We start from the raw sequence: 13,137 nt of genomic DNA, 5'->3' as shown, positions 1-13,137 counted from the left end.
CCGCTTACACTGGAATTGCATGGAAGGCTCGCAGCCCCTGACATTAGGTCGTGCCGAGTAAAGATCCCGTGAACAACGAAAAGAGGGCCGACAGTGCCGTTGTCAGCAGTATGGACTTCGCAGCTGCCAGCTGGCAACATGGTGAACGCAACAAGTTTGTGACTTGGTAAAGAAGAGGCGCTGGGGACGGAATGACAAGCGATTTCGAGCTGTTCGAGGTTCGCGAGCCCCAGGTTCAGTCCATCCCCTTTGTGTATAACTCTCCCCATAGCGGCCGTAAGTATCCGGTTTCCTTTCTCGACGAGACGCGACTCGATGAACTGGCGATTCGCCGGTCCGAGGATCACTATGTCGATGAGCTGTTTTCGGCCGCACCCTCTTTTGGTGCGCCATTGCTGTTGGCGCATTTCCCGCGCGCCTATGTCGATGTCAACCGCGAGCCCTACGAGCTCGATCCACGGATGTTCTCAGATCCGCTGCCGCCGTTTGCCAACAGCAATTCGGCGCGCGTGGCCGGCGGGCTCGGCACCGTTCCGCGCATCGTTGCGGAGAATATGGAAATCTACGAGCGGCGCATGCCGCTTGCCACGGCGCTTGAGCGGATCGAGGCCTGTTACAAGCCGTATCATGCCTGTCTGCGCCGGCTGATTGCGCGCACGCATGCACGCTTCGGATTCGGTGTGTTGATCGATTGCCATTCGATGCCGGGCAATATTCGTGTTGCCGGCAGCGGAATGCGGCCCGATTTCATCGTCGGCGATCGCTATGGCACCAGTGCTTCGGCCGAGCTTTCCCAGGCAGCGCTCGAATTTCTGGAAGGCCTGGGTTTTGCCGCGGTGCGTAACAAGCCTTACGCCGGCGGTTTCATCACCGAGCATTATGGCCGTCCGGCACGCGGGCTGCATGCCTTGCAGATCGAGATCAATCGCTCGCTCTATATCGACGAGACGACGCTGCTCAAGCGGCCTGACTTTGACGCGCTTGCCGGTTCGCTCGCCCTGTTCATGGGGCAAATGGCTGAATATGTTGCCGACTATGCTGGCGACACGGCTTTGGCCGCCGAATAAATCCCACACATCAGGCAAAAAAAACCGCGCCATGGGCGCGGCTAAGTCTAGGGAGGAAACACCCAAGGAGGGTATTTACAGTCAAAGACTGTAGGCAAAAGATACTTTTTGCAGTGCACCATTGTCAAGATCAATAGTGTCACTTTTTTAAGCAAGGCCAAAAAATACGCAATTAGTCGCGCTTGCATCGATCTTGAAGGTTGCGGGCGGTTGTTGTTCTTGCCGGTTTTCTTTCCCATCAACTCACATTAAGAATGGCGCGCCATTCCTCGTTCCACGGATGTTTTCATGCGCCCTGATCGTGCTTTTTTCGACCGCCTTGCCGATGCAGCCAAAGCTGAGACCCTTCCGCGGTTTCGCTCAGGACTGTCCGTCGTTAACAAGGAAGCGGGCGGGTTCGATCCGGTCACGGAAGGTGACCAGGCGGCTGAAGCGGCGATCCGCCAATTGATCGAGGCCGCGTTTCCGACCCATGGCATTCTCGGCGAGGAGCATGAGAATATCCGCATGGACAGCGATCAGCTCTGGGTGATCGATCCGATCGACGGGACGCGCGCCTTCATCTCTGGTGTTCCGGTCTGGGGAACCCTGATCGGCTTCCAGGAAAACGGCCGGTCGGTGATGGGGCTGATGGACCAGCCGTTCACCGGCGAGCGTTATTACGCCGATGGCGAACGATCCTGGTATCGCGGTCCGGACGGCGAACGGCAGATCAAGGTCCGCGATTGCGGCAGCCTGGACAATGCCATCCTGTTCACCACGTCGCCGCATCTGTTCAAGGGCTGGGAGGTCGAGCGTTTTCAGGCCGTGCAGGACACGGTCAAGCTATTCCGCTACGGGGTCGATTGCTACGCCTATGCCCTGCTGGCGGCGGGCCATGTCGATCTGGTGATCGAGACGGTTCTGAAGCCCTATGACGTTGGCGCGCTGATCCCGATCATCGAGCAGGCCGGCGGGGTGATCACCACCTGGGATGGCGGACGACCTGAAAACGGCGGCTCGATCATCGCTGCCGGTTCACCGGCCGTGCATGCCCAAGCGATGGCCATGCTCAAGGCGCGCTGAGCGCCCGTCAGATTTCGATATCGGCGTCGCTCATGCCGGCATTCGGCATGTCTGCGTCCGTCAGGCGTTGTGTCTCGCGCACCTCGTCCGGCTCGCCGCCGGGCACAAAGGCGAAGAAGGCGGCCAGCGCCTGGGTGCGGTAGCGGTCGTGTTCGTGCAGGATCTCGTGTCGACTGCCGGGCACCGGGACCAGTTGGCCGGCGCGGAAATATTGCGACAGTTTTTCCTGATAGAGGAAGGGCACGATCGGATCATTGCCGGGGGCGATGATCACCGTCGGCACGGTGATCGAGGCGAGGTGGCGCGGGTCGCGGACCTGGTTGATGGTCTTTTGCGCCTCATACAGCCAGCGCGCCGTCGGCGGTCCGAGAAACAGTTCCGGATGGTCGATGACGAGCCGCTGATTGCGGGCAAAGCGCGTCGGATCGCTGGTCAGGGGATTGTCGTCAAAATCCTTGCGCGGTTCGTCCCTGTTCAGGCAGATGTGACCGAGGCCGGTCCAGCTTGCCAGACGCGAGAGGCGGTAGATGTTTTCCGGCGATGCCTTTTGACCGCCAAGGCCGACGAAAGGCGCCGTCAGCACCATGCGCTCGATGCGATTGGACAGGCGCGGTGCCGCCTTCAGCGCAATTAGTCCGCCGGTTGAATGGGCGAGGACGAAAAAGGGCAGGCGGGTGTCGGGTAGTACGACCTGTTCGAGGAAGATCTCCAGATCGCGGACATAGTCGTTGAAGCGGTTGATATGGCCTTTGCGCGGATCCTTGAGAAGCCGTTGCGATCCGCCCTGGCCGCGGAAATCGTATGTCGCGACCCAGTAGCCGCGGGATGTCAGATCCCGGATCGTCTCGAAATACTTCTCGATGGTTTCGTTGCGGCCATGCAGCAGGACCACTGTGCCCTTGATCTCGGGGCTGTCACTGCGAAAGACGGCGTAGCGCAGCTGGATGCCGCGGTGTCCGTTGAAAAAACCGACCGTGGGGTGGCCGGGAACAGGATTGCCAGGGGTGGCGTGAAGAATGGCGTCCATGCTTGCAAGTGCCTGACCGTTCGGGGCGCATTTCGTCGTTGCCATCGGGATAGGATGACCACCGGAAAAGGTCAAAGAAAAAAGCCGGAACCGCTTCAGGGGAGAGCGCGGTTCCGGCGAGATCAGCCGGGATGGAAGGGGCGATAATCCCGGCATCGGGTTTGAGACAACCGATGATGCCGTTTTATGGCGCCGGGCCTGAACCGGCCTTGAACCCGCCGTTCACATGCAATTCATCGGCAGAAACGCGGCTGATCTTGAATTCGTGCAGGCCATTTCCCACATCGACATCACGGACGCCGCAAGGGTCCGAAAGTTGCTGCCAGCATGGCCCAAGGGGATGCTGACAGATTGAAAACACGCCAACGTCGCTTCCAAGGAGGACAATATGCGTCACGTCGATTTTTCCCCGCTCTACCGTTCCACGGTCGGTTTCGATCGTCTGTTCACAATGTTGGATACGCTTGCGCAGCCTGATCAGGCGCAGAGCTACCCGCCCTACAATATCGAGCGCACTGGCGATAACCTGTATCGCATCACCATGGCGGTGGCCGGCTTCGATGAAGCCGAATTGTCGATCGAAGCCCATGCCCATGTGCTGACCGTCAAAGGTGAGAAGGCCGAGGAGGATACCGGCGAGCCGACGGAGTTTCTCTATCGCGGCATTGCCAAGCGCGCCTTCGAGCGCCGCTTCCAGCTCGCAGATCATGTCGAAGTCACAGCCGCTTCGCTGAAGAACGGACTTCTGCACATCGACCTGCTGCGCAACATTCCCGAAGCCATGAAGCCGCGCCGGATCTCCATCAGCGCCGAATCCGCCGCCGCCGTGCCGAAGGCGATCGAGGCCCGCGTCAACTGACTGTGAGAGCCGGGGCTGTTTCCCCGCGATGAAAAGAGAAAGGCGACGGACTTCGGTCCGTCGCTTTTTTGTCGACTGGCAATCAGTGGCGCGTGGCCCAGCGCTTGCTGAGAAGCGTGTCGAGCGAAACCAGCCCAGCCCCTTTGATGGCCAGATAGATCAGCGGATAAAGCCAGAGCAGGCGCTGGTCGGCGATGACGCTGTCCGGGAAGCGATCAAACAGGGCGCCGATGGTCGTTGCATCGACGTTGTGCACATAGATGTCGGTGAGCGTCTGCACGCCGATGAAGGCGATCATGCCGAGTGCGGCAAGGCGGGTAAATAGGCCGATGACGATCAGGACCGGCAGGATCAGTTCGCCATAACTGCCAAAAAAGACCATTGCTCCCCAGGGCAGGAAGGAGACCGCCGACACATCGCCACCGGCTGCTTCCACGGCCGATAGAGCAATCTGGTAGTAGGCGTTGTCGCTGATCTGGAAAAAGCCATCGAACTTGGTCAATGCCGATTTCATGTAATAGGGCAGGAGCACGGCCAGAAAGACGAGCCTGGCTGCCAGACCAAGCAGCCAGGGAGAAAGCATGGCCTCCAGTCGGCAAACAAGTGCTTGGTATCTGTCGATGAACAAGGTCGGCAGCAGGGTCATGGTTCGGCTCCGTTGTTTGCGCAGACGTAGTCCAGGCCGCTGAAGGCGCCGCTGGACAGGGCTATGCCGAGGAGGGCGGCGAGATCAGACTTGGCCGTCTCGGCGAATGCGGCTTCGCAGGCTTCGGCAAGAGTCTGCTGCTCAAGCAGCGCCTTCAGAAATGCATAGCCGCCCGGTGGCAGAAGCTGGACCTTCACATCGAAGGCCGGCCGCGTCACCAGGGCATCTTCCGCCTGCATCGGGTTGACGTCGGTGAGCGGTTCTCCGGCGCGATCGCGGTTGACGATGGTTGCTGCCGCGTGCCCGCAGCGCAGTATCCGGGTCGCGGGGTGCGCGTTGAAGCGCAGTTGGCCTAGGTCGTCCGGAGGAATGGCAGCCAATGCGGCCGGATCGAGAGATCGGCTGTCGGTGCTGTGAAAACTGTCGAGCCAGAGGCGTTCCAGTCTGGCGGTATCGGCGAGAAAGGGCAGGTCGCGGGCTGGTGGAAATGCGCTAATGAAAGCGGCGAAATCACCGCCATAGGTGAAGATCAGCGGCGAGCGTGGCGGGTGGGCACGAATATAGAGGCGTGCCATGGCGCGAAAGAATTCCTCGCCGACAAGGTTCTGCACCGTCAGGAAAATCGATGCCAGCGCATCGGTTAGTGAAACCATGACATTGTTGCGATAGACCGCAAAGCGTCGGGCGTTTGTGTCGCCGGCTCGCTTGGTCAGGCCATCGGGTACCGACAGTGCAGGATCGAGCAGGGCTGCGGCGAAGGCGCCGCTTGCGACCGGTTCAGCCGCCATGGCGCAGGCCTCCGGCGGTCTGGTCGTGGCGGGCGAGAATGGCGTCGGCCAGCTCCGCCTCGCGCTTCAGGATCGGCCAGTCCGGTACGTCATTGTCCCACTCGATCAGCGTGGGGCAGGGGCCTGTCGCCGCCAGGACATGGTCGTACAGATCCCAAACAATGCTGTCGACCGGCCGGTCATGGCTGTCGATCAGCAAAGGCTGACCTGTGTCGTCCTGGTCTTCGGCATGACCGGCAAGGTGGATTTCCTCGACCAGTTTGGTGGGGAAATCGGCCAGATAGTCCAAGGCCGCGTAGCCGTGGTTGGTCGCCGAGACATAGACGTTGTTGATGTCGAGCAGCAGACCGCAGCCGGTACGGTTGGCAATCGCGCGGATGAAATCCGTTTCGCCCATGGTGGTCGCTTCGAATGCGACATAGGTCGAGGGGTTTTCGAGAAGAATGCGGCGGCCTAGCCTGTCCTGCACCTGGTCGATATGCTCGCAGACCCTGGCAAGGGTTTCCGCGTCATAGGGAACCGGCAGCAGGTCGTTGAAGAACTGGTTGTCATGGGTTGACCAGGCAAGATGCTCCGAGACCATGGCCGGCTCGTAGCGATCGACGACAGCCTTGAGGCGGGCGAGATGTTGTAGATCAAGGCCCGCAGGACTGCCGATCGACAGGCCGACGCCATGGACGGAGAGCGGAAAGTCTTCGCGCATGCGCGTCAGGATGCGGTGCGGATGGCCGCCGTCACCCATATAGTTTTCCGCATGCACCTCCAGAAAGCCGATGCGATAGGCATCGGACAGAATGGCATCGGCATGCTGTTCCTTGAAACCGGCACCGGCGCGAGCAGGCAAGGTGGGAATGGTTGCGGATATGGTGTGGTGTGCAACGGCTGCTGCGTTCGGCATGACGGGTCTCCTTCACGCAAGGGATGCTGCCCAGGCCGATGGGGGTGATGGCATCACCCGTCAGCGGGGGATGCCATCAGGCCATCAGGCGGATCAGGCCTTGGGGATGTCGCGGTCCAGGGCTTCCAGTGCCCCCACGCGACCGTCCGGAGCGCTCATGGTCATGCAGCTACCCTTGGCGACGTATTTCCAGGCGTTGCCCTGATAGTCGACCTTGGACGTGCCGGCGCAGGTTGTGCCGGGGCCGGCGGCGCAGTCGTTCTTGCCGGCCATGGAAATGCCGAAGCATCGTTCTTTTTCCTGGGCCATGGCGGGGCCTGAAAGCAAGGTGACGCCGGTGACTGCCATGGTGACGGCTGCGGCGAGTGCTGCGGAATTGATGGTGAAATTGCTCATGATGCTTCTCCTTGGAGTCTGAAGCTGTTCCTCAAAGCCAGCCCGATCTGGGCTGGTGGAGGCATCATGGCGAGGCTCGCTGTACATTGGAAATCAATGATTATTGTAGTTTTCGCGAGCGTTTTGTTTGTAAGAAAACGAAATTTCAGACGACTTCTATGAATTGATCGACTTCTTCCTGCGTGGTCGAGAAGCTGGTTACAAGACGCACGAGGCGTTCGTTTTCACGGATCATGTGTGGCATGTCGCGGGGTGCCAGCCAGTCATAGAACTTTGCTCCCTTCGACTGGGCGCGATCGGCAGAAGACTTGTCGATGACGGCAAAGACTTCGTTCGCCTGGGTCGCCCAAGCAAGCCTTGCTGTGTTCTTGGCGGTCAGGCCAGCGCGCAGCCGGTCGGCCATGGCGTTCGAATGACGGGCAAGGTCGAGCCACAGATCGCCTTCGAGATAGGCTTCCAACTGGGCCGAGATGAAGCGGGTCTTAGAGAAGAGTTGGGCCGAGCGCTTGCGGATATAGGGCATTTCCTCGGCCATTTCCGGCTTCATGAAGACGATCGCTTCCGCGCACCAGCAGCCGTTCTTCGTGCCGCCGAAGGAGAGGATGTCGACGCCGCGCTTCCAGGTCATCTCAGCCGGGGTCACGTCAAGTGCAACGAGTGCATTGGCGAATCGGGCGCCATCCATATGCAGGGGCAGTTTCTTGGTTCTGGCGATTGCTGCGATCGCATCCAGTTCGTCGAGCGTGTAGACTGTGCCGGCCTCGGTTGCCTGGGTGACGGTGATCGCCATCGGTCGGCCCTGGTGCACGGAGGGCACGTCAAAGCGGGAGACGGCAGTGTGGAGCGCATCGCGGTCCATCTTGCCGTTGTCGCCTTCAACCGGGAACAGCCGGCAGGCGCCCGTCAGGAATTCCGGAGCGCCACCTTCGTCGGCATTCACGTGCGCATCGGAGTGACAGAAGGTGACGCCGCCGGCCTTTGCGACGCTGGCGAGCGCCAGCGAATTGGCTGCCGTACCCGTCGCGACGAAAAAGACGGCGACCTCGCGCTCGAAGATATCGTTGAACTGTGCCTCGATCCGCTTGTCGAGGTCGCTCGAGCCATAGGCACTGGCAAAGCCGGCGGCCTGCTTGGTGAGGCTTTCCGCGATCTTGGGGTGGGCGCCGGACCAGTTGTCGGAAGCGAAGAACATGATGAGTTTCCCGGGGGTTGGAAGGAGTGCTCGCGAGCTTAGGCATTTCCGTCTCGCTATCAATCCGGTCCGCGGCGGAACGTGTCGCTTTCTTGCAGTCCGCAAGAAGTGCATCACTGACCTATTCATGAGGGAAAGAAAATTGCGCATCCGGCGCATTGGTGGCAACTTAGCGTCGGAAGCCCGGTTAATTTTCCTGGCGTGATCTTGCGTGAGCGTTTACTTTCTGTCATAGAAATCTCGAAATTAGGTCAGACTAGTTGACCTAATTCTGGTTTCTGAGGTGAAGGATTTGGGTGTCATCGCCCGGTGATGCGGTCCCGCTAGGGTCGCGGATTGCCACAGGGGATGCATCCGGTCGATGGTTCCAGGCATGCGAGCCCGAGTGGATCGGGCCTATTTGGAGGGAAGGCAATGACGAAGATGACGCCATCCGACGAGATCGTTCAGGGCGCTGCAGAGCGCACATCTGAGATCCGAGGCATCCGGCAGAACACGTATGGTCTCCCGGCCAAACAGGGTCTTTACGATCCGCGCAACGAGCATGATGCCTGCGGCGTCGGTTTCATCGCCCATATGAAGGGCGTGAAGTCGCACCAGATCGTCAAGGATGGTCTGTTCATCCTCGAAAACCTGACTCATCGCGGCGCCGTCGGTGCCGATCCCCTGATGGGCGATGGTGCCGGTATTCTCGTGCAGATCCCGGATCGCTTCTTCCGCGAGGAAATGGCGAGCCAGGGCATCGTGCTGCCGAAGGCTGGTGAATATGCCGTCGGACACTTTTTCTTCCCACAGGACGAAGAACAGATCGCGCATTTCAAGCATGTCATCGCGGAAGTCTGTTCCGCCGAAGGCCAGCATCTGATCGGCTACCGCGACGTGCCGGTCGACAATTCCTCGCTGTCCAAGGCTCCGGAGATTGCCGCGACCGAGCCGCGCCAGATCCAGGTCTTCATCGGCGCTGGCCGCGATGCGGCAACCCAGGAGCAGTTCGAGCGTCGCCTGTTCCTGCTGCGCAAGGTGATCTCCAACCGCATCTATGACCAGTATGGCGGTGAGGAGACCGGCTTCTATCCGGTATCGCTGTCGTCCTCGACCATCGTCTACAAGGGCATGTTCCTCGCCTATCAGGTCGGCGCCTATTACAAGGATCTCGCCGATCCGCGCTTCGAATCGGCCGTGGCGCTTGTGCACCAGCGCTTCTCGACCAACACCTTCCCGTCGTGGAAGCTGGCGCATCCGTATCGCATGGTCGCCCATAACGGCGAAATCAACACGCTGCGCGGCAACGTCAACTGGATGGCCGCCCGCCAGGCTTCGGTCTCTTCGCCGCTGTTCGGCGACGATATCTCCAAGCTCTGGCCGATCTCCTACGAAGGTCAGTCGGACACGGCCTGTTTCGACAACGCGCTGGAATTCCTGCAGCGCGGCGGCTATTCGCTCGCCCATGCGGTGATGATGCTGATCCCGGAAGCCTGGGCCGGCAACCAGTCGATGAGCCCGGAGCGCAAGGCGTTCTACGAATACCATGCGGCACTGATGGAGCCGTGGGACGGTCCGGCAGCGGTCTGCTTTACCGACGGCCGCCAGATTGGCGCGACGCTCGACCGCAACGGCCTGCGTCCGGCCCGCTATCTGGTCACCGACGACGACCGCATCATCCTTGCTTCTGAAGCCGGCACGCTGCCGGTGCCGGAAGAGCGGATCATCAAGAAGTGGCGCCTGCAGCCGGGCAAGATGCTGCTGATCGATATGGCCGAAGGCCGCATCATTTCCGACCAGGAAGTGAAGTCGCAACTCGCCGGCAGCCATCCCTATCGCAAGTGGCTGGATCGCACCCAGTTGATCCTGGAGGAGTTGAAGCCGGTCGAGCCGCGGGCGCTGCGCCGTGACGTTTCGCTGCTCGATCGCCAGCAGGCATTCGGCTACACGACCGAGGATACCAAGCTTTTGATGTCGCCGATGGCGACTACGGGCCAGGAAGCGATCGGCTCGATGGGCACCGACACTCCGATTTCGGCGATGTCGTCGAAGTCGAAGATGCTCTACACCTATTTCAAGCAGAACTTCGCCCAGGTGACCAACCCGCCGATCGATCCGATCCGCGAGGAACTGGTGATGAGCCTTGTGTCGTTCATCGGCCCGCGTCCGAACATCCTCGACCACGAGGGGGCGGCCAACGCCAAGCGGCTGGAAGTGCGCCAGCCGATCCTGACCAATGGCGATCTGGAAAAGATCCGCTCGATCGGCCACACGGAAGATCGCTTCGACACCAAGACGCTCGACTTCACCTATGATGTCGAACGCGGTGCCGAAGGCATGCCGGACATGCTCGACCGCCTGTGCGAGCGGGCGGAAGCGGCCGTGCGAGGTGGCTACAACATCATCGTGCTGTCCGACCGTCAGGTCGGTCCCGACCGCATCGCCATTCCGGCGCTTTTGGCGACTGCTGCCGTGCATCACCACCTGATCCGCAAGGGCCTTCGCACCTCGGTCGGCATCGTGGTGGAATCGGGCGAGCCGCGCGAAGTGCATCACTTCTGCTGTCTCGCCGGCTACGGCGCCGAGGCGATCAACCCCTATCTCGCCTTCGACACGCTGCTCGACATGCACAAGCACAACGAGTTCCCGAAGGAAGTGTCGGAAGACGAAGTCGTCTATCGCTATATCAAGGCGGTCGGAAAGGGCATCCTCAAGGTCATGTCCAAGATGGGCATCTCGACCTACCAGTCCTATTGCGGCGCGCAGATCTTCGATGCGATCGGCCTGTCGTCGGAACTGGTGGAGAAGTATTTCTTCGGCACGGCAACGACCATCGAAGGCATCGGCCTGACCGAGATCGCCGAGGAAACGGCCAGCCGCCACGCTGCGGCCTTCGGCAAGGATCCGATCCTGGCCTCGACGCTGGAGATCGGCGGCGAATATGCCTATCGCATGCGCGGTGAAAATCACGCCTGGAGCCCGGATTCGATTGCCTCGCTGCAGCATGCGGTTCGCGGCAACAGCCAGGAGCGTTACCGCGAATTTGCCGGGATGGTGAACGACAGCAATCTGCGGATGAACACCATCCGCGGCTTGTTCAAGATCAAGACGGCGGAAGCTCTCGGTCGCAAGCCGATCTCGATCGACGAAGTCGAGCCGGCCGCCGAGATCGTCAAGCGCTTCTCCACCGGTGCCATGTCCTTCGGCTCGATCTCTCGCGAGGCGCATACGACGCTGGCGATCGCCATGAACCGCATCGGCGGCAAGTCGAACACCGGCGAAGGCGGCGAGGAGAGCGACCGCTACCTGCCGCTGATGAACGGTGCTGCCAACCCCGAGCGTTCGGCGATCAAGCAGATCGCATCCGGCCGCTTCGGCGTGACGACGGAATATCTCGTCAATGCCGACATGCTGCAGATCAAGGTAGCCCAAGGCGCCAAGCCCGGCGAAGGCGGCCAGTTGCCCGGCCACAAGGTCGATGCGACGGTTGCCAAGACCCGTCACTCGACGCCGGGCGTGGGCCTGATCTCGCCACCGCCGCATCACGACATCTATTCGATCGAAGATCTGGCGCAGCTGATCTACGACCTGAAGAACGTCAACCCGGAAGCCGATGTTTCGGTCAAGCTGGTCTCGGAAGTGGGCGTCGGCACGGTGGCCGCCGGTGTTGCCAAGGCACGCGCCGACCATATTACTGTCTCGGGTTTCGATGGGGGCACAGGTGCCTCGCCGCTGACCTCGCTGAAGCATGCCGGTAGCCCCTGGGAAATCGGCCTTGCCGAAACCCAGCAGACGCTCGTGCTGAACGGTCTGCGTTCGCGCATCGCCCTGCAGGTCGATGGTGGTCTGAAGACCGGTCGCGACGTCATCATCGGCGCGCTGCTCGGTGCCGACGAATTCGGCTTTGCCACCGCGCCGCTGATCGCAGCCGGTTGCATCATGATGCGCAAGTGCCACCTCAATACCTGCCCGGTGGGCGTTGCCACCCAGGACCCGGTCCTGCGCAAGCGCTTCAAGGGAACGCCGGAACATGTCATCAACTACTTCTTCTTCGTTGCCGAAGAAGTGCGCGAAATCCTTGCCTCGCTTGGCTTGACCAAGCTGGACGAGATCATCGGCGCTTCCGAACTGCTGGAAAAGGACGAGATGCTTGCCCACTGGAAGGCCAAGGGTCTCGACTTCTCGAAGATCTTCCACAAGGTCGACGCGCCGAAGGAAGCCACTTACTGGACCGAGCGGCAGAAGCACCCGATCGACGACATCCTTGATCGCAAGCTGATCGAGAAGGCGATGCCGGCTCTCGAAAGCAAACAGCCGGTGGTTTTTGACGTGGATATCAAGAATGTCGACCGTTCGGCGGGCGCCATGCTGTCTGGCGAGCTTGCCAAGCGTTATGGCCACAAGGGCCTGAAGGATGACACGATCCATGTCACGCTGACCGGCACAGCGGGTCAGTCCTTCGGCGCGTTCCTGGCGCGCGGCATCACCTTCGATCTGGTCGGTGACGGCAATGACTATGTCGGCAAGGGGCTTTCGGGTGGCCGTATCATCGTGCGCCCGCCGGAAAACACCCGGATCCTCGCTGAAGAGTCCATCATCGTCGGCAATACGGTTCTCTATGGCGCGATCGCCGGCGAGTGCTATTTCCGCGGCGTGGCCGGCGAACGGTTCGCCGTGCGCAACTCGGGTTCGGTCGCGGTTGTCGAGGGCGTGGGCGACCATGGCTGTGAATACATGACCGGTGGTGTCGTTGTCGTGCTCGGCCAGACCGGTCGCAACTTTGCGGCAGGCATGTCGGGTGGCGTGGCCTACGTGCTCGACGAGACGGGCGATTTCGCCAAGCGCTGCAACATGGCGATGGTCGAACTCGAGCCGGTTCCGGAAGAGGACGACATGCTCGAGAAGCTGCACCATCACGGCGGCGACCTGATGCACAAGGGCCTTGTCGACGTGTCGGGCGACATGACCCGTCACGACGAGGAGCGCCTGTATCAGCTGATCTCGAACCATCTGCACTACACGGGCTCCAACCGCGCCAAGCAGATCCTCGACAGCTGGGCCGAGTATCGCCCGAAGTTCCGCAAGGTCATGCCGGTGGAATACCGTCGTGCGCTGGAGGAGATGGAACGCATGCGCATGGGCGTGGCTGCGGAATAGTTTTGGTCCGCCCCTCACCCCGCCTCCGCTTCGCTTTGCGACCCTCTCCCCGTAAACGGG

At 60.8% G+C, this 13,137-nt stretch carries 10 protein-coding genes; 4 read left to right on the top strand and 6 right to left on the bottom strand.

Features of this window, described 5'->3' with window-relative positions; translation table 11 throughout:
* The first annotated feature begins 191 nt into the window (after nt 1–191).
* Both PDO_RS22315 and hisN read left to right on the top strand, forming a co-directional pair.
* Nucleotides 192–1,067 carry an N-formylglutamate amidohydrolase gene (locus PDO_RS22315; protein WP_007607189.1) on the top strand — a complete coding sequence of 292 codons (876 nt, stop codon included), beginning with the start codon at nt 192–194 and terminating at the stop codon, nt 1,065–1,067.
* Between the two features lie 288 nt (nt 1,068–1,355).
* Nucleotides 1,356–2,132 carry a histidinol-phosphatase gene (gene hisN, locus PDO_RS22310; RefSeq protein WP_007607186.1) on the top strand — a complete coding sequence of 259 codons (777 nt, stop codon included), beginning with the start codon at nt 1,356–1,358 and terminating at the stop codon, nt 2,130–2,132.
* Nucleotides 2,133–2,139: 7 nt separating this feature from the next.
* Here the strand turns inward: hisN and PDO_RS22305 are convergent, their stop codons facing one another.
* Nucleotides 2,140–3,159 (bottom strand): alpha/beta fold hydrolase, encoded by a 1,020-nt coding sequence (locus tag PDO_RS22305; protein ID WP_052023494.1) that lies wholly within the window; start codon nt 3,157–3,159, stop codon nt 2,140–2,142.
* Nucleotides 3,160–3,547: 388 nt separating this feature from the next.
* On the opposite strand from PDO_RS22305, the gene PDO_RS22295 reads away from it, so the two are divergent.
* Nucleotides 3,548–4,018 (top strand): Hsp20 family protein, encoded by a 471-nt coding sequence (locus PDO_RS22295; RefSeq protein ID WP_007607182.1) that lies wholly within the window; start codon nt 3,548–3,550, stop codon nt 4,016–4,018.
* Nucleotides 4,019–4,100: 82 nt separating this feature from the next.
* Here PDO_RS22295 and PDO_RS22290 read toward each other — a convergent pair whose 3' ends face one another.
* From PDO_RS22290 to PDO_RS22270, 5 genes are all read right to left on the bottom strand, one after another.
* On the bottom strand, nt 4,101–4,664 hold the full coding sequence (locus tag PDO_RS22290) for a DoxX family protein (RefSeq protein WP_007607174.1): 564 nt from the start codon (nt 4,662–4,664) through the stop codon (nt 4,101–4,103).
* Nucleotides 4,661–5,452, bottom strand: a complete 792-nt coding sequence (locus PDO_RS22285; RefSeq protein WP_007607172.1) for an HvfC/BufC N-terminal domain-containing protein — start codon at nt 5,450–5,452, stop codon at nt 4,661–4,663. The genes PDO_RS22290 and PDO_RS22285 overlap by 4 nt, the downstream gene beginning before the upstream one ends.
* The gene (bufB, locus tag PDO_RS22280) at nt 5,442–6,350 is read right to left on the bottom strand and encodes an MNIO family bufferin maturase (RefSeq protein WP_007607171.1); all 909 of its coding nucleotides are present in this window, start codon (nt 6,348–6,350) and stop codon (nt 5,442–5,444) included. Before bufB ends, PDO_RS22285 begins: the two co-directional genes overlap by 11 nt.
* A gap of 93 nt (nt 6,351–6,443) precedes the next feature.
* Nucleotides 6,444–6,746, bottom strand: a complete 303-nt coding sequence (locus tag PDO_RS22275; protein ID WP_007607170.1) for a BufA1 family periplasmic bufferin-type metallophore — start codon at nt 6,744–6,746, stop codon at nt 6,444–6,446.
* 145 nt (nt 6,747–6,891) lie between these two features.
* Nucleotides 6,892–7,938 (bottom strand): threonine aldolase family protein, encoded by a 1,047-nt coding sequence (locus PDO_RS22270; RefSeq protein ID WP_007607169.1) that lies wholly within the window; start codon nt 7,936–7,938, stop codon nt 6,892–6,894.
* Nucleotides 7,939–8,352: 414 nt separating this feature from the next.
* Between PDO_RS22270 and gltB the strand changes: the two genes are divergently transcribed.
* Complete coding sequence (gene gltB, locus PDO_RS22260) at nt 8,353–13,077, top strand: glutamate synthase large subunit (protein WP_007607168.1); 4,725 nt, start codon at nt 8,353–8,355, stop codon at nt 13,075–13,077.
* Nucleotides 13,078–13,137: the final 60 nt, after the last annotated feature.

It is taken from the genome of Rhizobium sp. PDO1-076, assembly GCF_000247475.1.
Taxonomy (GTDB): domain Bacteria; phylum Pseudomonadota; class Alphaproteobacteria; order Rhizobiales; family Rhizobiaceae; genus Allorhizobium.
Note: the sequence above shows the minus strand (reverse complement) of the source record. Positions and strands in the feature narration are given on the sequence as shown.

Coding starts and splice junctions, on each gene's coding strand:
- hisN (WP_007607186.1), top strand. CDS start 1,356: ATGCGCCCTGATCGTGCTTTTTTCGACCGCCTTGCCGATGCAGCCAAA.
- PDO_RS22285 (WP_007607172.1), bottom strand. CDS start 5,452: ATGGCGGCTGAACCGGTCGCAAGCGGCGCCTTCGCCGCAGCCCTGCTC.
- PDO_RS22305 (WP_052023494.1), bottom strand. CDS start 3,159: ATGGACGCCATTCTTCACGCCACCCCTGGCAATCCTGTTCCCGGCCAC.
- PDO_RS22315 (WP_007607189.1), top strand. CDS start 192: ATGACAAGCGATTTCGAGCTGTTCGAGGTTCGCGAGCCCCAGGTTCAG.
- PDO_RS22275 (WP_007607170.1), bottom strand. CDS start 6,746: ATGAGCAATTTCACCATCAATTCCGCAGCACTCGCCGCAGCCGTCACC.
- bufB (WP_007607171.1), bottom strand. CDS start 6,350: ATGCCGAACGCAGCAGCCGTTGCACACCACACCATATCCGCAACCATT.
- gltB (WP_007607168.1), top strand. CDS start 8,353: ATGACGAAGATGACGCCATCCGACGAGATCGTTCAGGGCGCTGCAGAG.
- PDO_RS22290 (WP_007607174.1), bottom strand. CDS start 4,664: ATGACCCTGCTGCCGACCTTGTTCATCGACAGATACCAAGCACTTGTT.
- PDO_RS22295 (WP_007607182.1), top strand. CDS start 3,548: ATGCGTCACGTCGATTTTTCCCCGCTCTACCGTTCCACGGTCGGTTTC.
- PDO_RS22270 (WP_007607169.1), bottom strand. CDS start 7,938: ATGTTCTTCGCTTCCGACAACTGGTCCGGCGCCCACCCCAAGATCGCG.